We start from the raw sequence: 16,786 nt of genomic DNA, 5'->3' as shown, positions 1-16,786 counted from the left end.
GGAAAAAACACGAAAAATAGTGAATCCATTCACTTCCTGCGGTCGGGGCCCGGCACCCTTACCCGATCCCAGCCCTGCCAGCCAGAAGTGTAGCCGGACAGGCGGAAACGGACCGGTGTGCAGTGCCGCGGGCCATAGGTTAGACTTGCCGGGAACCTGCCGCCCACTGGACTTACTAAGGATGCGGGCGGTAACGGATCGGGCAGGGTCTCCCGGCACGACCGTTTAACGCAAAAATAAATACACCACGGACTAAGAGACAATCTTCATGAATAAATATCGATTGGCTGCTGCGGTTGCCATTGGCCTTTCTCTGGCTGGCTGTAGCAAGCAGGATTCCGGCGCAACCTCTGAGGTGGCACTGGAGAGCCAGGAGCAGAAGGTTAGCTATATTATCGCCGAAGACATGGCCAAGCGGCTCAAGTCCCAGGATGTCACCCTGGATCCGCAGGTAGTATTGATGGCGCTCGACGACGTGGCCAATGACCGGGATTCCCGCCTGAGCGATGAAGACAAGCAGCAGGTAATCGCTGTTTTCCAGGAGGAAATGCAGAGCAAGCAGCAGGAGATGCTGCAAAAGCAGGAAGAGGAGTTCAAGGCGGCCTCGGAAGATAACGCGGCAAAAGGCAAGGCGTTCCTCGACGAGAATGCCAAGAAAGACGGCGTGGTCGTGACTGACTCCGGCCTGCAGTACAAAGTGGTGCGCGAGGGCAGCGGCGATTCCCCCACTGCGGACAGCACCGTCGAGGTGGATTACCGCGGTACGCTGATCGACGGCACCGAGTTTGATAGCTCCTATGCCCGTGGCGAGCCGGTGCAGTTCCCCGTCGGTGGCGTGATCAAAGGGTGGACCGAGGCGTTGCAGCTGATGAAGGAAGGCGCCAAGTGGGAGCTCTACATCCCCTCGGAACTGGCCTACGGCCCGGGCGGCGCCGGTGGCCTGATCGGCCCCAACGAGACCCTGATCTTTGAGGTTGAGCTGCACAAGGCCAATGTCGGTGGTGAGAGCAGTGAGCCGCAAGCCTCTGGCGAAGAAGAGGGTGGCGAGGAAGCGCAGTCTGATGAGGCGGATTCCGAGCAGTGAGTCGCTGATGTCAGGCTGAACCAGAAAGGGCGAACTTCGGTTCGCCCTTTTTTATTGCCTTGTCCCGTCCTGCGGACAGGACCTTCGAGGAGCAGGCGGATGCTTGCTGCCCTTTTCAGGCAATCTGGTTTTTGTGCGCGGTATGCAGCACGTCGATCATGCGGTCTTCCGAGGCAAAGCGGGTCTCCAGTGCCTCGCCCAGCTGGGACAGGTCGGAGGGCAGGCTGGACAGGTCGTCGGTTTCCAGGTACTTGTCATTGAAGTCGACGGCAACGTCGGTGGTGGCATCGATTTCACGGTAGAGTTCACGGGACTTTTCCAGGCCGTTCTGGTCGCCAAACGCCTGGCCCTCGAGCACCAGCTGTTCATAGACTTCAAAGTGCCCGGCGGAAACGTAGTCCACGAGGTTCTGGCAAAGCTCGCGCAGTTGCTCTTCGGATTCAGTGTCACCATCGGCAAAGGTCTTTTTGCCGGACAGATTACAAAAGCTGACGATCAGAGCCTGGCGCGACTGCAACCAGCGGTCGATGATCTCGCTTACCCCACCCCAGCGCTCGCGCGCAGACTTACAATTTTCCAGCATCTCCGGGCTTCCTGTTATTCCTTTTACTACTGTCCATGCGCCGGCCGACAGTCCCTTCAACGGCGATCGGAAGACGTCATTGGAAGATAGGTGATTGACCCGCCGCCGGCAAGAAACTGGCGGCATTGGCCGCCAGAATGCGCTCCCGTCTCCAGCATCATGGCGTGATCAAAAGGGGCAGAACCACGGCCGTGAGTGCGCCGCACAGTCCCATGGCCAGTGCGGCAAAAGCACCGCAAAGTGCACTGATTTCAAGCGCCCGCGCTGTGCCGATGGCGTGGGCATTGATGCCCAGGGCGAAACCCAGCACCCGCTGGTCGCGGATGTCGAGCCGGGCCAGCAGCGGCGGACCCAGCACGGCGCCGACCACTCCGCTGAAAACGACAATGCCCACGGTCAGGCTGGCCGCTGCTCCGACTTTTTCCGCCAGGCCCAGGGCGATGGGTGTGGTGACCGCTTTGCCGGCCAGAGCCAGCGCGACGGGTTCGGCAGCGCCGAGCAGCAGTGCGATCAGCACTCCCGCAGCCGGTGCCAGTGCCGCGCCCACGGCAAGGGTCACCAGCAGCGGCCAGGCAGCACGGCGCACGATCGGCAGGTTCTGGCGCAGCGGTACCGCCAGTGCCACGACGGCCGGTCCCAGCAATGCATACAGCAGTCCACTGGCGTCCTGGTAATGGTCGTAGGGAATCTGCAACAGCCACAGGCAGGCTGCGGTGAACGCACTGGCGCCGACGATCGGGTGCAACAGGGGCGTTCCGGTGCGCCGGTAGAGCGCCAGGCCGAGCAGGAAGGCCACCAGGTTGAGCGCGAGGACAAAGGGCGTCGAGGCGAGGGACTCAATCACCGGTCTCTCTCCCCGGCTTCTTGTCGAGCAAATTGCGCAGCAGCAGGGCTGTGAGGAGGAAGCTCAGTAGGGTGCCGACGATGGTGGCCCCCAGCAGTGCCAGCCAGTCGGCGGCAGAGAGGTCGCGCAGGAAATAAACCCCGACCGCAGCGGGCAGGAACAGCAATGCCAGCGAGCGCAACAGCAGTCCGCTCACCTCTGCCAGACCCCGTGGCACACTGCCGTAAGCCATCAGTCCGAACAACAGCAGCAGCATGCCCAGCACGGCGCCGGGGATTGGCAGCGAGAGCCACTGGCTCAGGGCACCGCCCAGGCGCTCACACAGGAGCAGAATCAGGGCACCCGCCAGCCACTGGCAGACGCGCTCGACGGGTGCGGGTGGCCGGTACAACGGAGGACGGGCGTTATGGCTTGCGGAAAGCCTGCCAGACCCCGAAGGCAATCAGGCCGGTGAAGCCGACCGCGGACCAGCCGGGAATGCTCAGGCCCAGCCAGGTCCACTGCACTTCAGCGCAGTTGCCATCGCCGGTCAGGAGCGTTTTGATCACTTCCCCGACCGGGAAAGCGTCGATCATGTAGCTGATGCCGGGGCCGCAGGCGGGGACCTGGTCCGCAGGCAGGCTCTGCAGCCACAACTGGCGACCGGCGAAATACAGCCCTCCCAGCGACCACAGGGAGACCAGAAGGCCGTAGAAGCGCCGGCCGATAACGGCCGGGTTGTGCAGGAAGGCGATCAGGGAGACGAGGCCCACGCCCAGCAGCATGACCCGCTGGGTAATGCACAGGGGACAGGGCTCCAGGCCCTGCACGTACTCGAGATAAAAAGCGGCGCCGAGCAGGAAGACAACCGACAGGAATACCAGCAGGAAAGTGGTGCGCGGATTGGGAAGACTCATGCGGAATTGGGCCCTGAATAATTCTGGCGAAAGCGCTCGGCTTCGCGATTCAAGTCTTGGAACAATGTTTCGAATTGCGGTTCCATCGCTGCGCGCGCGGCCACCAGCTCCGGCAGCGTGCGCTCGAGGGGCACTGGCCGGCGGAGACGTTGGCCGACGCGTACCAGTGTGCGCTCGATCACCTGCTCGTCGCCGTAACTCTGCAGCAGCCTGAATTGCTCGGCGCGGTCCATGAACGCCTGCGCGCGCGGCGGAATATACCGGCTGCGGGCACGAAAGTCTCGCCAGCATTGTTCGCAGTAGCGATCGAGGGATTGTGGGTGCCAGCGGGACCACTGCCGGCAGAGCAGGTGATCGAACCAGATATCCAGGGCGATACCGGCGTAGCGTCGCCAGTGTGGATCCAGTTCAGCCACTGCGGCGCGGTAGGTGGGGTGGACATCGGAGAGGGCGTCGATGCGCCGGTGCAGCCGAATTCCGGCCTCGATGGCCTGCGGGCGCTCGCCGGTGAGCGGACCCTTGACGAAATCCCCCAGCAAGCCTCCCAGGCGCCAGTCGGGATCGGGGCCGGAGAGCAGCAGGTGCGCCAGGTAATTCACGCTGTCGCCCTGCCCGGCCGGCACTCAGCGCTGGCAGAAGATGTACTGGGCATAGTACTTGCCCAGGTAATCCTCGAAAGTGCCGGTATCCGCTGCCTCGACTTCTGCCTGGCGCTGCAGCGAATCGCTGGCCTGCTGGTGGAAACGCTCCTCGGTCGCATCGTCCAGCGGGCGCTCGAGAAAATAGGCGCGGTGTTGTTCCGCCTTGTCGGCTGCCCACTGGAAGAAACTCTGCCCCCGTTCCGCCATCTCCTCGAGGATTTGTGCCGCCGGCGTCTTGGTCTCGCCGCGCACCTTGGCCCGCTGGGCATCCACGGCCTTGCGGTAACGGTCGCTCTCCCAGGCCTTGTCGAGCAGGTCTGCCACTGGCTCGATTTCCGCCAGTAGTTGTTCAGCCCACTCGGTCAGGGCAATCTCGCCGCCGTTACGGATCAGCCGCAGCTGCGGGTCGCGGCCGCGATAGACGATACGGTCCTGGTTCTCCTGCACCGCCCGATAGTCGTCCTCGTCCGTCTTGGGACTGTCCTGCAGCAGGCAGTGCAGCAGGAAGCCGTCGATAAAGCGCATCTGCTGCGCATCGATGCCCAGCGGCGCGAACGGGTTCAGGTCGAGGCAGCGTACCTCGATGTATTCCACTCCCCGGTTATCCAGCGCGGACAGAGCTGTTTCCCCCATGCGTGCGGGGTTCTTGGGTCGGATGGGCGAATAGAATTCGTTCTCGATCTGCAGCAGCCCGGTGGAGAGCTGCTGGTAATGGCCCTCGGCATCCTTCACCCCGAGCTGGTGGTACGGGGGGTAGGGCCGGCTGATGGCGGCACACAGGGTCGACAGGTAACTGGCCAGGTCGTTGTAGCAGACAACCAGAAACTTCTGCGCATCGCTGTTATAGCCGAGATCGCCCATGCGCAATGAGGTGGCGTGGGGTGCATACAGGCTGTGGCCGTCGCCGTGAAACGGTTGCAGGCTGTGCTCGCGGCCCTCGACGAATGTGCCGCAGACTGCCGGCGCGGCACCAAATAGGTAGATCAGCAGCCAGTAGTGGCGGCGAAAATTGCGGATCAGGTCGAAATAGCGACGGGTCTTGAAGTCCCCCAGCGATTCGTCGCTGCGTTCCTGGCCGTGCAGCCAGCGCCAGAATTCGTCCGGCAGCGAGAAGTTGTAATGGATGCCGGCAATGGTCTGCATGCTGCGCCCGTAGCGCAGGCCCAGCCCCAGCCGGTAGACGGTTTTCATAGTGCCGCTGTGGGACCTGCCGTAGCGGGCAACCGGGATATCGCCATCGGCACCGAGGCGGCAGGGCATACTGTTGACCCACAGCCGCTCCTCACCCATCTGCCGGTAGGTATAGCGGTGCACCTGGTCCAGATCCTCGAGCGCAGCCTCCGGCGTGCTCACCGGAGGCGTGATGAACTCGAGCAGGGCCTCGGAAAAATCGGTGGTGATGGAGGCGTGAGTGAGCGCCGAGCCGAGTGCCTCGGGGTGCGGGGTCCTGGCCAGTTCGCCCTCGGGGGTCACCCGCAGGCTCTCTTTTTCGATTCCGCGGCGAATGCCCTTCAATAACGGCAGGTGATTGGGCTGGGCCAGGGCGGCCAGGTGATTGGGCACTCGAAACTCCTTACTGAGGCTTCTGCCGTATGGCTCCTGTAGCCAGACGCCACGCGCTGGGCGGACGGTGTCGGCAATCGCACCGATATGGGGGCGGCGCGGGGCTTCTCAAGTCGCTCAGGCGGCGGACCCGGATTGTGCCAGATCCTCTTCGGTCTGCCCGGGGGTAATTTCCGGCGGCTCCTCCGGTGCGATCTCCGGCGGTTCGTCCGGGGTGATCTCCGGCACGCTGTCCGGTTCCACTTCGGGTGCGGGTACCGGATTTACTTCGGGGTTGGTCCCCGGTGGCATCTCCTCCGGAGCGCCGGGCTGGATTTCCGGATCGCCGAGGGCTTCGCTGGGAACCTGGGGCTGCCCCTTGGTGTTCAGCGGGCACTCCAGCAGCTCGATACGCAGATTGACGTTGCGCGTATTGGCCTCGAACATCTGGTTGATCGCAACATCCTTGTGCTCGCTGCGGAACAGGCGGCCCGCCTCGCGGCCGTCGATCCACTCGTTGCTCTTGCTCAGGAACTGCTTGTGCTGGTTGGTCAGCACGTAGACGTGACTCATGCGGTGGGAAAACTCTCATTCCTTATCAGGAAAGAGCAGTGTAGCGAGGGGGGTGCCCCGGCTCAAGCCGGGGCGCAGGGGAAATCAGAGCGGGTCCAGCGGGTAGTGTGCCGGATAGGGCAGGCGGGCGGCGCCGCTGTCGACTGCTGCCCGGGCCACTGCTGCCGCCACGTCCGGTAACAGCCGCGGGTCGGTGGGCTTCGGCAGGATATATTCCGGACCGAACGACAGCTCGATGCCGCCGTAGCCCGCGCGTACCGACTCCGGTACCGGCAGGTGGGCGATCTTGCGGATGGCCTCGACCGCGGCCAGTTTCATCGCCTCGTTGATGCGCACGGCGCGCACATCCAGTGCCCCGCGGAAGATGAACGGGAAGCACAGCACGTTGTTGACCTGGTTCGGGTAGTCTGAGCGGCCGGTGGCCATGATCAGGTCATCGCGGGTGCGGTGGGCCAGTTCCGGGGCGATCTCCGGATTGGGGTTGGAGCACGCGAACACGATCGGGCGCGGGGCCATCTTTGCCAGCTGCCCGGCGGACAGCAGGTCCGGCCCGGACACGCCTAGGAATACATCGGCGCCATCGATGGCATCGTCCAGCGTGCGCATGTCGGTATCCCGCGCCCACTCGCCCTTGTACGCATTGATGTCGGTACGCCCCGAGTGAATCACGCCGCGGCTGTCCAGCATGGTAATCTGCTCCTTGCGCGCACCCGCGGCAAGCAGCAGTTTGCAACAGGCAGTTGCCGCGGCCCCGGCGCCCAGGCAGACGATGCGGGCGCTCTCGATACGCTTGCCCTGGATTTCCAGTGCATTCAGCATGCCCGCCACCGTGACGATGGCGGTGCCGTGCTGGTCATCGTGGAATACCGGTACCTGGCAGCGGTCGATCAGCGCCTCTTCGATATGGAAGCACTCGGGAGCCTTGATGTCCTCGAGGTTGATGCCGCCGAAGGTATTGGCAATGTTGGCCACCGTCTGGATGAACTGTTCCGGGCTCGGTGCGTCCACCTCGATATCCACCGAATTGATGCCGGCAAAGCGCTTGAACAGCAGCGACTTGCCTTCCATCACCGGTTTGGAGGCCAGCGGGCCCAGATTGCCGAGACCGAGGATCGCGCTGCCGTCGGAAACGACCGCCACCAGGTTGCCCTTGCCGGTATACAGGTAAGCGGTCTCCGGGTCCCGGGCGATTTCACGCACCGGTTCCGCCACGCCGGGACTGTAGGCCAGGGAGAGGTCTTCCTGGGTCTGGGCCGGGGTGGTGAGTTCAACCGAGAGTTTGCCCGGTGTGGGCAGGGCGTGGTAATCCAGCGCTGCCTGGCGCTTTGCTTCCGTCATCGTGGAAATGGTCTCTGTGTATTCTCTGCCGACAAATCGTGCCGACGGGTTACTGCGGGGGCGCAGAGAATAACCGAGAGCCAAATGGCACGACAAGGCGCCGAGGGGCTCCCGGTAGTTAATTCCTACTAATTTCAATGGTAAATTCGGAATCTACTGCAATAAACCAGCGTTTATTTTGCGGAAACCGGGATATGTATTGCGCTCCACGGTCGACCAGCCAGCCTTTCACCTCTATTTGCCGGCCTTGCCATTCGCGCCTGATCAGTTGGCCATTTTCGCTGCTGCGGCGGATCCGCACGGCGACCGGCCCGTCGAGCTCGAGCCACAGGAAGCGGTTCAAATCCACCTCGCTCACCCGTCCGCGTAGAAGGACAAAGCCGCCGTCGCCGGGGTGCACCTCACGCGCGCGAAGGACCGGCCAAACGCCCGGTGCCCAGATGCCGCGGCCGGCGCGGCGGGCCTCAGCCTGACGCTCCGACAGGCACTCGGCCAGGGACAGGTTCGGGGCAATCGCAACGTGGAAGGCGAGGCCGGCGGCCAGCAGCGCCGCTTCCAGGCTTTCACCGCGATGGTTGTAGACATGAGCGAGCACCCGGCCGTAACGGTCGCGGCGGTCCCGGTCATAAACCAGTTCCACGCCGCCGTCGCCGAGAAACCGTTCGGCAAACTCCTGCGCCTGCCTGGCCAGCGGCTCCGCGGGATGGCTGTTGCGACCCAGCTCTGGCGCATTCACGCCGATCAGCCGCACACTGCGGCCGTCCCCCAGCAGCAGGGTGTCTCCGTCCTGTACCCGTTCCAGCGCCGCGATCTCGTCCGCCGGCCCCAGCACGCAGTCGGCCCCGGCTGGTGTCGCCAGCAACAGGCAGGCACAAAAAAAGGCACCGAGGACCATGGTCCAGGGTGCCTTTCGAGGCTGTCGCGGCCGCGCATGAGCGGGCGACATCGCGATCGTCATGGCGTCGGGCGCCTTGACGGTCCGCTGCCTTACTTGGAGATGCGGCTGCCGAAACGCTTCTTGAAGCGGTCGACGCGGCCACCGGTGGTCGCCTGCTTCTGCTTGCCGGTGTAGAACGGGTGGCACTGGGAGCAAACGTCCAGCTGCATGTCTTTTGCGAGAGTAGAGCGGGTCTTGATCACGTTGCCGCAGGAGCAGGTTGCAGTGATTTCGGCGTAGTTCGGATGGATATCGGTCTTCATGATGGCCTCTTTTCGAGTCCGCCACCCGGTCAGTTGCCGAGCACGGAATCGTCGTTGGTACAGGAGCCCCCGGGGAATCCGGCGGTCCGGGCTGCTTAAAAAGTCGGCGCATACTATCAGAATAGCGTGGTTGATCAAGTACAAAGAGCGGCCGGGTCGTCCAGACAGAGGGCCGTGTACCCCGCGGTCGGCAGTTTCCTCCCCAGGCAGTACACTAGCGCCCCAGAGTTGGCGGCGCGGCAATGGCCCGCCAAGTTCTGGGGTCGCTAAAGTTTGGCTCGGGCAGCAGGGGGCAATCGTTGCAACAGGTAGATCAACAGGGCGGGATTCTGCGGCTGGCCGTGCCGGTGCCGTTGCGCCGCCTGTTCGACTACCTGCCCCCGGAGGGTGTCGAGGCCTCCAGATTAGTGCCGGGCCAGCGGTTGTGGGTGCCTTTTGGTGGCCGCAAGCTGGTGGCAGTGCTGGTGGCGCGGGTCGGTGAGTCCTCACTCGACAGCCTCAAGCCCGCTCTGGAGCTGGTCGACCAGCAGCCGCTGTTCGACGAGCGCAGCCGGGCCTTCCTGCAGTGGGCTGCTTCCTATTACCAGGCGCCGCCGGGGGAGCTGTACAGCGCCGCACTGCCGGCGGCACTGCGCAAGGGCAAGCCCGCCGACCACTGGGCAGAACAATGGCTGGCGCTGACCACTGAGGGCAAGGGCCTGCCGGACACCGCGCTGGCGCGGGCCCCGAAACAGCAGGCGCTGCTGCAGAAGCTGCTCGCCGGCGGACCGCAGAGCCGCACGGCGCTGCGCGCGGATGGGGTGACAGCCGCGGTGATCCGAGCACTGGAAGAGCGTGGCCTGGCGGCCTGGGAATCCGGTCCCACCGTGCCGCCCCCCCTGCCCTCCGCCGAACCCACTCCACCGCCCGGGTTGAACGAGGAGCAGCGCCAGGTGTTGGCGGCAATTCCCACGCAGGGGTTTTCGGTATCCCTGCTGGAGGGCACCACCGGCAGCGGCAAGACCGAGGTGTACCTGCGCCTGATGGAGCGGGTGCTGGAAGCGGGGCGCCAGGCACTGTTACTGGTGCCGGAGATCGGTCTCACGCCGCAGACCCTGCGCCGCATCGCCGCCCGCTTCCCCCAACACAGTATCGCTGCCCTGCACTCGGGTCTCGCCGAGGGCGAGCGGGCCCAGGCTTGGCTGGCCGCGGCCGGCGGGCAGGCGGATATCGTCATCGGCACCCGCTCGGCAATCCTCACACCGTTGCCGCGCCTCGGTGCGGTGATCGTCGACGAGGAGCATGACGGTTCTTTCAAGCAGCAGGACGGCGTGCGCTACTCCGCCCGCGACCTGGCGGTGGTGCTCGGCCGGATGGCCGAAGTGCCGGTCCTGCTGGGCTCGGCGACCCCTTCCCTGGAGAGCCTGCACAACGCCCTCAACGGCCGCTACCAGCATCTGCGCCTGCGCCATCGCGCCGGCGATGCACGGCCACCGCAGATTCACGTGGTGCCGACTCTGGGCCAGCAGCTGGAGGAGGGTTTTGCCCCGCAGGTACTGCGCCATATCGGCGAGACCCTGGCCCGGGGAGAGCAGGCACTGGTATTCATCAACCGCCGCGGTTTCGCCCCCGCCCTGGCCTGCGATGACTGCGGCTGGCTGGCGGACTGCCCCCACTGTTCGAGCAAGCTGACACTGCACCGCCGCGAGCGCAGCCTGCGCTGCCACCACTGCGACTACCGCCGGCCGCTCGTGGACAGCTGCCCGTCCTGTCACAGTCGTGCCCTCAGCGCGCTTGGGGGTGGCACCGAGCGCAGCGAGGCATTGCTCGCGAACCGTTTCGCCGACTACCCGGTGATCCGCGTCGACCGCGATACGACGTCCAGCAAGGAAGCGCTGGATCGCCTGCTGGCGCCGGCGCGGGACGGCGAACCCTGCCTGCTGCTGGGTACCCAGATGCTGGCCAAGGGCCACCACCTGCCCAAGGTGACCCTGGTGGTGATTCAGGATGCCGACAGCGGCCTGTTCAGTGCCGACTTCCGTGCCTCCGAGCGCATGGGGCAGTTGCTGGAACAGGTGGCCGGCCGCGCCGGTCGCGGCGACCTGGCCGGGCGGGTACTGGTACAGAGCCGCTATCCGGAGCACCCGTTGCTGCAATTGCTGCTCGAGAAGGGCTACGGTCCCTATGCACGCCAGCTGCTGCGGGAGCGGGCCGCCGCCGGCCTGCCGCCGATGCGCGCCATGGCGCTGTTCCGGGCGGAGTGTGAGGAGCCGCGCTGGGCGCAGGAATTCCTCGAGCAGGCCCGCGGGATGCTCGAGTCGCTGGCACCATCGTCGCCGCAACTGCAGTATCTGGGCCCGGTACCGGCGCTGCTGGAGCGTAAGTCCGGGCGTTTCCGCTTTTACCTGCAGATCACCGCAGAGCAGCGTGCCGCCCTGCCACCCCTCCTGTCGCGCCTGTGCGCCTGGGCCGAGGGCAACCGCAACCGGCGCCTGCGCTGGGCAGTGGATATGGATGCACAGGAGCTGGCCTGATTTCCTGCCCGGGGCAGTCCCACCCGGTCGGCGGCGCGCCGGAGTGCGAATAGCGTTACAATTTGCCGCCAGAGCAAACCGATACCGATAACAATTCTGCAGACAGAGAAGTCACGTCTATGAGTCGCCGCAATGCCAGCCGCCAAAACAACAATGGAAGCAAGCCCGCCTGGGTCTGGTTCGTGCTGGGGAACTTCACCGGTGGCTTTGCAGTGTTCATCCTGTTCCTGAACGGCCTGCAGAACGAGGGTCAGGCACCGGGCGCTGACAAGCCGCGCGCTGCGCAGACCCAGCCGGCAGAGCAGGAATCAAAACCGCGGTTCGACTTCTATACCCTGCTGCAGGAGAACGAGGTGTCGGTGCCGCCCCCCAAAACCGCCCAACCGGTGCGGCGCCGCAGCGCGCCCGGTGATTCCGGGCCGGCGGAATCCCCGGCGCCGACACCAGTGCCGGTGGAGCCTGCCCTGGTGTATATCCTGCAGGCGGCGTCGTTCCGCGATGCGGCCGAGGCGGAGCGGCTGCGCGCCCAGCTGACGCTGGCCAACCTGGACGTCAATGTCGAGACCGCCACTGACTCCCGCGGCACCTGGCACCGGGTGCTGGTCGGCCCCTACGAGAGCCGCTCCCGCGTGGCCAAAGCGCGGGAGATCCTCGCCGAGCACCAGCTGATGCCGCTGGTACTCAAGCGCCCCAACAGCCGCTGATCGAGCACCTGACCTTGCACTTCAGAGCGCCCCGCCCCGCGGGGCGTTTTGCTTTGTGCCCGTTCACGAGGGGGTATCTGTCTCCACCAGGCGACGGGTCAGGCGGTGGGCCAGCGGTGCGATAAACGACACCAGCGGGAATGCCACCAGCCAGGCTACTGCCCAGGCGCGCAACCAGCGCAGCAGGAAACCGGCATCAAAGCCGGTATTGATGGCGGTGATCACCCCCGACATCAGCAGTGACATCAGGCAGGACATGATCAGGGCAAACACCGCCGTATAGAAGTGGCGGGACAACTTGGCCATGGAGGGCTCCGGCATAACTCGGTCGGTTTCGGGCGCGCATTATACGGGCTGGGACGGCCTGAGTTGAAAAGCAGACAGGTTGACCACACTTAGATGGTTCTGAACCGATCCCCTGCAGCCGCAGGAACAACCGACAAGGGGTCCACAGTGGAACAGTTTCGCGGAACCACCATTCTTTCCTGCCGGCGCAACGGCAAGGTCGTCATCGGCGGTGACGGCCAGGTCTCCATGGGCAATACCGTCATGAAAGGCAACGCCCGCAAAGTGCGCCGCCTGTACAAGGATCGGGTCATCGCCGGTTTTGCCGGCGGCACCGCCGACGCCTTCACCCTGTTCGAGCGCTTCGAGGCCAAGCTGGAGGCCCATGGCGGGCAGCTGACCCGCGCTGCGGTGGAGCTGGCCAAGGACTGGCGTACCGACCGCGCCCTGCGGCGCCTCGAGGCATTACTGGCGGTGGCCGATGAGACGGCCAGCCTGATCGTCACCGGTAACGGTGATGTGATTCAGCCGGAGAACGACCTGATTGCCATCGGTTCCGGTGGTCCCTTTGCCCAGTCCGCCGCCCGCGCGCTGCTGGAAAACACCGACCTGGATGCGCGCACCATTGTTGAGCAGGGCCTGAAGATTGCTGGTGATATCTGCGTCTACACCAACCAGAACCACACCATCGAAGAGCTGAGCTTTTAAGAAGAGCGGTTAAATGGCGCAAGCCAACTGCGCAGGTCGGGTGCCGGGGCAAAGGCTTCAGAGCCGTCGGTGACAGGATGTCGCCGCCGGAGCGTACAGGGATGTATTTACAGCGATTCTGAAGCCTTTGCCCTGGTGCCCGGCCGCCACAGCACCTGAATCGAGATTTTTTATGTCCGAATCCCAAATGACTCCCCGCGAAATCGTCCACGAACTGGACCGCCACATCGTCGGCCAGAAAGAGGCCAAGCGTGCAGTGGCCATTGCCCTGCGTAACCGCTGGCGGCGTATGCAGGTGGAGGAGGAACTGCGGGGGGAAATCACCCCGAAAAACATCCTCATGATCGGTCCCACCGGCGTCGGCAAGACCGAGATTGCCCGCCGCCTTGCCAAACTGGCCGGCGCACCGTTCGTGAAAGTGGAGGCGACCAAGTTCACCGAGGTGGGCTATGTGGGCCGCGATGTGGAGTCCATCGTCCGCGACCTGGTGGAGACTGCCATCAAGCTGGAGCGCGAGCGCGCCATGGCGGGAGTGCAGCAGCGCGCCATGGATGCGGCCGAGGAGCGGGTGCTCGACGCCCTGCTGCCGCCGGCGCGCAGCACCGACCCCTCCGAGCGCGATTCCGGTACCCGCCAGCTGTTCCGCAAGAAGCTGCGTGAAGGTGAGCTGGACGAAAAGGAGATCGAGGTCGAGATGTCCGTCTCTCCCATGGGGGTGGAGATCATGGCCCCTCCCGGCATGGAGGAAATGACCAACCAGCTGCAGGGCATGTTCTCCAACATCACCCAGGGCAAGACCCGCAAGCGCAAGCTCACCGTCAAGCAGGCGATGAAGCAGCTGACCGACGAAGAGGCGGGCCGCCTGGTCAACGACGAGGAGATCAAGACCCGCGCCATCCGGGCGGCGGAGCAGAACGGCATCGTCTTCATTGACGAGATCGACAAGGTGGCCAAGCGCCAGGAAACCGGCGGTGCCGATGTCTCCCGCGAGGGAGTGCAGCGTGACCTGCTGCCGCTGATCGAGGGCTCCACGGTGACCACCAAGCACGGCATGATCAAGACGGACCATATCCTCTTCATCGCCTCCGGAGCCTTCCACCTGTCCAAGCCATCGGACCTGATCCCGGAACTGCAGGGCCGCCTGCCAATCCGTGTGGAACTGGATTCGCTCACATCTGCGGATTTCCAGCGCATCCTCACCGAGCCCTCCGCTTCCCTGACCGAGCAGCAGAAAGCCCTGCTGGCCACCGAGGGCCTGCAGCTGGAGTTTGCCGACGATGGTATCCGCCGCATCGCCGAGGTGGCATTCGAGGTCAACGAGCGCACGGAAAACATCGGTGCACGCCGCCTGCATACCGTGCTGGAGCGACTGCTGGAGGAGATTTCCTTCTCCGCCGGCGATGGAGAGCACAAGTCGGTCACCATCGATGCCGCCTACGTGGACAGCCACCTGGGTGAATTGAGCCAGAACGAAGACCTGTCGAGGTTCATCCTGTAAATGCAGCCGAAAAAGATCCGCCTCAACCGGGCGGACAAGAGCCTGCAGCTGGTCTATGCCGACGGGGACTACACCCTGCCGGCGGAACTGCTGCGGGTTTGTTCTCCCAGCGCTGAGGTCCGCGGCCACGGTGCCGGCGAGGGCGAGCTGGTGTACGGCAAGCTCAATGTCGGCATCGACAGGGTCGAGGCCGCCGGCCGCTACGCACTGAAGATTGTGTTCGACGACGGTCACGATACCGGTATCTATACCTGGGCTTACCTGCGCGAACTGGCTGAGCAGCAGCAACGCTACTGGGCTGACTACCTGCGCCGCCTCGAGCAGGCCGGCAAGGGGCGCGACCCGGATGAAAGTGCGGTGAAATTTATCGGCTGAATTGGCGAAATCAACCTGGGAACCGCGCGCTGTCTGTCGCTCCCCCCTTCCTTCCGTTACGATGCTTCCCCTGCCATTACCCTGGATCCACTGGCACTTGTAAGCCGTTTGAACGGGAGAGTCACCCATGCCATCGAAAGTATTCCTCGCCATCACCGCAGCGGCCGTGTTGACGGCCGCCTGCAGTGAGTCCGGTGATGCCGGCGGGGCGCAGGTCGAGACAGAAAAGCCTGCTCTCGAATTGCCCGCGCACCAGCGACAGAGCGCCTGGTTTACCGGTGGTCGGGATGCGACTGAGGCAGCCGGAAGAGTCATGATCAACAACACGCCCGGCGCCGCCAAAAACATCATCCTGTTCGTCGGCGATGGTATGGGTATTTCCACCGTGACCGCTGCACGCATCTTCGCCGGGCAGCAGCGGGGCATGAGCGGCGAGGAATACCAGCTCAGTTTCGAGAAGATGCCGTTCGCAGGCCTGATCAAGACCTACAACACCAACCAGCAGACACCGGACTCCGCCGGTACCGCCACTGCGATGATGGCCGGCCTCAAGACGAAAGCCGGCGTGTTGAATGTGGCCGAGGATGTGCCCCGCGGGGACTGCCGCGCGAGCCGGCAGCGGCCGCTGGTCACGGCGCTGGAGCTGGCGGAATCGCTGGGCAAGAGCACCGGTGTGGTCAGCACCGCGCGCATCACCCACGCGACGCCGGCTTCTACCTATGCCAAGGTGCCGGAGCGCAGCTGGGAATCCGACGACGGCCTCTCCAATGATGCGCAGGAAAACGGCTGTTTGGACATCGCTGCGCAGATGGTGGCGCTGGACGCGGGTGATGGTATCGACGTGGCCATGGGCGGTGGCCGCCGCCACTTCCTGCCGCAGTCGGTCACCGACCGGGAAGGCAAGGCCGGGCGCCGCCAGGACGGCCGCAACCTGGTGCAGGAGTGGCAGCAGCGCTATGACGACGGCGCGACCCGTGCCGTCTATATCGAAGACCAGGCCGGCTTCGACAGCGTCGATGTGGCGGCCACCGACAAACTGCTGGGCCTGTTCGAATCCTCCCATATGCGCTACGAGGCAGACCGGGACAATGATGTCGCCGGCGAGCCCTCTCTGGCGCAGATGACCGGCAAGACGCTGGCGCTGCTGGAGAAAAACCCCAAAGGCTACTTCCTGATGGTGGAGTCCGGTCGTATCGACCACGGTCACCACGCCGGAAACGCCTATAACGCTCTCAATGATGCGGTGGAGTTTGCCGAGGCGATTCAGGTGGCCATGGACAGGACCAGCGCCGAGGACACCCTGATCATCGTCACCGCCGACCACAGCCACGTACTGACAATCGCCGGCTACCCGACCCGCGGCAACCCGATTCTGGGCAAGGTGGTGCTCAACGACAGCCGCGGCGAACCGCAATCCGCGCCGGCCACTGCGGAGGACGGCCTGCCGTTCACTACCCTGAGCTATGCCAACGGCCGCGGCTTTGCCGATCGCGGCGGAGAGACCGATGCCGATGTCCGCTATGGCCTGCCCGCTGCCGCCGGTCGCCACGACCTCGGCAACGTGGACACCACCGCGCCCGGATTCCATCAGGAAGCCCTCGTGCCCCTGGGCGGGGAGACCCACGCCGGCGAGGATGTGGGCATCTGGGCCCGCGGCCCGGGCGCACACCTCCTGAGTGGCACCCATGAACAGAGCTATATCTTCCATGTGATGGCGCATTCAGGCGGTCTGCTGGCCGACTGAAGCTGCCATAACCTCTACATACCGCACCTGGCGTGGAGACGCGTCGGGGGCATTTTGTTTTCCGGCAGATGAACGATCTGCACCCGTGACGCGAACAGACAAACTCTGTTATGCTCGCGACCGCAAAACCTAAGGGGTGGCTTCGGCCTGAGATGCAACTGGATCGGAACGGATTCAGCCGCGAACCCTTGAACCTGATCCGGTTAATACCGGCGTAGGAATAGGTCAGTAGTAAAAAATCCTGCCCACGTCGCATTC

18 protein-coding genes and 1 riboswitch are annotated in these 16,786 nt (G+C 64.4%); of the genes, 7 read left to right on the top strand and 11 right to left on the bottom strand.

Annotated elements, in window-relative coordinates:
* The first annotated feature begins 268 nt into the window (after positions 1-268).
* Positions 269-1,084, top strand: coding sequence for a BamJ family beta-barrel-assembly machinery protein (gene bamJ, locus LVD12_RS11490; RefSeq protein ID WP_237067852.1), 816 nt, complete (start codon positions 269-271; stop codon positions 1,082-1,084).
* Positions 1,085-1,199: 115 nt separating this feature from the next.
* Here bamJ and rsd read toward each other — a convergent pair whose 3' ends face one another.
* The 10 genes from rsd to rpmE form a co-directional block, all read right to left on the bottom strand.
* Positions 1,200-1,667, bottom strand: a complete 468-nt coding sequence (rsd, locus tag LVD12_RS11485) for a sigma D regulator (RefSeq protein WP_237067851.1) — start codon at positions 1,665-1,667, stop codon at positions 1,200-1,202.
* 157 nt (positions 1,668-1,824) lie between these two features.
* Positions 1,825-2,511 carry an LrgB family protein gene (locus LVD12_RS11480; protein WP_237067850.1) on the bottom strand — a complete coding sequence of 229 codons (687 nt, stop codon included), beginning with the start codon at positions 2,509-2,511 and terminating at the stop codon, positions 1,825-1,827.
* Positions 2,504-2,902, bottom strand: a complete 399-nt coding sequence (locus LVD12_RS11475; RefSeq protein ID WP_237067849.1) for a CidA/LrgA family protein — start codon at positions 2,900-2,902, stop codon at positions 2,504-2,506. The genes LVD12_RS11480 and LVD12_RS11475 overlap by 8 nt, the downstream gene beginning before the upstream one ends.
* 13 nt (positions 2,903-2,915) lie before the next feature.
* Positions 2,916-3,407 (bottom strand): disulfide bond formation protein B, encoded by a 492-nt coding sequence (locus tag LVD12_RS11470; RefSeq protein ID WP_237067848.1) that lies wholly within the window; start codon positions 3,405-3,407, stop codon positions 2,916-2,918.
* Positions 3,404-4,006 carry an acyl carrier protein phosphodiesterase gene (locus LVD12_RS11465; protein WP_237067847.1) on the bottom strand — a complete coding sequence of 201 codons (603 nt, stop codon included), beginning with the start codon at positions 4,004-4,006 and terminating at the stop codon, positions 3,404-3,406. Before LVD12_RS11465 ends, LVD12_RS11470 begins: the two co-directional genes overlap by 4 nt.
* 24 nt (positions 4,007-4,030) lie before the next feature.
* A complete protein-coding gene (gene gshA, locus LVD12_RS11460; protein ID WP_237067846.1) occupies positions 4,031-5,611 on the bottom strand; it encodes a glutamate--cysteine ligase in 1,581 nt (526 codons plus the stop codon).
* A gap of 117 nt (positions 5,612-5,728) precedes the next feature.
* Complete coding sequence (locus LVD12_RS11455; protein ID WP_237067845.1) at positions 5,729-6,163, bottom strand: hypothetical protein; 435 nt, start codon at positions 6,161-6,163, stop codon at positions 5,729-5,731.
* 84 nt (positions 6,164-6,247) lie between these two features.
* Positions 6,248-7,501 (bottom strand): malic enzyme-like NAD(P)-binding protein, encoded by a 1,254-nt coding sequence (locus LVD12_RS11450; protein WP_237067844.1) that lies wholly within the window; start codon positions 7,499-7,501, stop codon positions 6,248-6,250.
* 118 nt (positions 7,502-7,619) lie between these two features.
* Positions 7,620-8,459 (bottom strand): thermonuclease family protein, encoded by an 840-nt coding sequence (locus tag LVD12_RS11445; protein WP_237067843.1) that lies wholly within the window; start codon positions 8,457-8,459, stop codon positions 7,620-7,622.
* Positions 8,460-8,488: 29 nt separating this feature from the next.
* Complete coding sequence (gene rpmE / locus LVD12_RS11440; RefSeq protein WP_237067842.1) at positions 8,489-8,701, bottom strand: 50S ribosomal protein L31; 213 nt, start codon at positions 8,699-8,701, stop codon at positions 8,489-8,491.
* A 299-nt stretch (positions 8,702-9,000) separates the two neighbouring features.
* Here rpmE and LVD12_RS11435 point away from each other — a divergent pair, with 299 nt between their 5' ends.
* Together LVD12_RS11435 and LVD12_RS11430 are read left to right on the top strand one after the other, a co-directional pair.
* On the top strand, positions 9,001-11,214 hold the full coding sequence (locus LVD12_RS11435; RefSeq protein WP_237067841.1) for a primosomal protein N': 2,214 nt from the start codon (positions 9,001-9,003) through the stop codon (positions 11,212-11,214).
* 119 nt (positions 11,215-11,333) lie between these two features.
* Positions 11,334-11,918 (top strand): SPOR domain-containing protein, encoded by a 585-nt coding sequence (locus LVD12_RS11430; protein ID WP_237067840.1) that lies wholly within the window; start codon positions 11,334-11,336, stop codon positions 11,916-11,918.
* A 63-nt stretch (positions 11,919-11,981) separates the two neighbouring features.
* On the opposite strand, the gene LVD12_RS11425 is transcribed toward LVD12_RS11430, so the two are convergent.
* On the bottom strand, positions 11,982-12,224 hold the full coding sequence (locus LVD12_RS11425; protein WP_237067839.1) for a DUF2798 domain-containing protein: 243 nt from the start codon (positions 12,222-12,224) through the stop codon (positions 11,982-11,984).
* Positions 12,225-12,371: 147 nt separating this feature from the next.
* On the opposite strand from LVD12_RS11425, the gene hslV reads away from it, so the two are divergent.
* The 4 genes from hslV (at position 12,372) to LVD12_RS11405 (ending at position 16,528) form a co-directional block, all read left to right on the top strand.
* Positions 12,372-12,911, top strand: a complete 540-nt coding sequence (gene hslV, locus LVD12_RS11420; protein ID WP_067083778.1) for an ATP-dependent protease subunit HslV — start codon at positions 12,372-12,374, stop codon at positions 12,909-12,911.
* A 172-nt stretch (positions 12,912-13,083) separates the two neighbouring features.
* Complete coding sequence (hslU, locus tag LVD12_RS11415) at positions 13,084-14,409, top strand: ATP-dependent protease ATPase subunit HslU (RefSeq protein WP_237067838.1); 1,326 nt, start codon at positions 13,084-13,086, stop codon at positions 14,407-14,409.
* A complete protein-coding gene (locus tag LVD12_RS11410) occupies positions 14,410-14,784 on the top strand; it encodes a gamma-butyrobetaine hydroxylase family protein (RefSeq protein WP_237067837.1) in 375 nt (124 codons plus the stop codon).
* Positions 14,785-14,911: 127 nt separating this feature from the next.
* Complete coding sequence (locus tag LVD12_RS11405) at positions 14,912-16,528, top strand: alkaline phosphatase (RefSeq protein ID WP_237067836.1); 1,617 nt, start codon at positions 14,912-14,914, stop codon at positions 16,526-16,528.
* Between the two features lie 122 nt (positions 16,529-16,650).
* Positions 16,651-16,766: riboswitch (TPP riboswitch) on the top strand.
* The last annotated feature ends 20 nt before the right edge of the window (positions 16,767-16,786 follow it).

Origin of the sequence: Microbulbifer guangxiensis (assembly GCF_021729075.1) — a bacterium.
Lineage (GTDB): Bacteria > Pseudomonadota > Gammaproteobacteria > Pseudomonadales > Cellvibrionaceae > Microbulbifer > Microbulbifer guangxiensis.
This window is presented reverse-complemented; position numbering and strand designations above follow the sequence as displayed.

What these genes read in the sequence shown, in the direction of transcription:
- bamJ (WP_237067852.1), top strand. Translation starts at nt 269, where the DNA reads ATGAATAAATATCGATTGGCTGCTGCGGTTGCCATTGGCCTTTCTCTG.
- rsd (WP_237067851.1), bottom strand. Translation starts at nt 1,667, where the DNA reads ATGCTGGAAAATTGTAAGTCTGCGCGCGAGCGCTGGGGTGGGGTAAGC.
- LVD12_RS11470 (WP_237067848.1), bottom strand. Translation starts at nt 3,407, where the DNA reads ATGAGTCTTCCCAATCCGCGCACCACTTTCCTGCTGGTATTCCTGTCG.
- LVD12_RS11455 (WP_237067845.1), bottom strand. Translation starts at nt 6,163, where the DNA reads ATGAGTCACGTCTACGTGCTGACCAACCAGCACAAGCAGTTCCTGAGC.
- LVD12_RS11450 (WP_237067844.1), bottom strand. Translation starts at nt 7,501, where the DNA reads ATGACGGAAGCAAAGCGCCAGGCAGCGCTGGATTACCACGCCCTGCCC.
- LVD12_RS11445 (WP_237067843.1), bottom strand. Translation starts at nt 8,459, where the DNA reads ATGACGATCGCGATGTCGCCCGCTCATGCGCGGCCGCGACAGCCTCGA.
- rpmE (WP_237067842.1), bottom strand. Translation starts at nt 8,701, where the DNA reads ATGAAGACCGATATCCATCCGAACTACGCCGAAATCACTGCAACCTGC.
- LVD12_RS11430 (WP_237067840.1), top strand. Translation starts at nt 11,334, where the DNA reads ATGAGTCGCCGCAATGCCAGCCGCCAAAACAACAATGGAAGCAAGCCC.
- LVD12_RS11425 (WP_237067839.1), bottom strand. Translation starts at nt 12,224, where the DNA reads ATGGCCAAGTTGTCCCGCCACTTCTATACGGCGGTGTTTGCCCTGATC.
- hslU (WP_237067838.1), top strand. Translation starts at nt 13,084, where the DNA reads ATGTCCGAATCCCAAATGACTCCCCGCGAAATCGTCCACGAACTGGAC.
- LVD12_RS11410 (WP_237067837.1), top strand. Translation starts at nt 14,410, where the DNA reads ATGCAGCCGAAAAAGATCCGCCTCAACCGGGCGGACAAGAGCCTGCAG.
- LVD12_RS11405 (WP_237067836.1), top strand. Translation starts at nt 14,912, where the DNA reads ATGCCATCGAAAGTATTCCTCGCCATCACCGCAGCGGCCGTGTTGACG.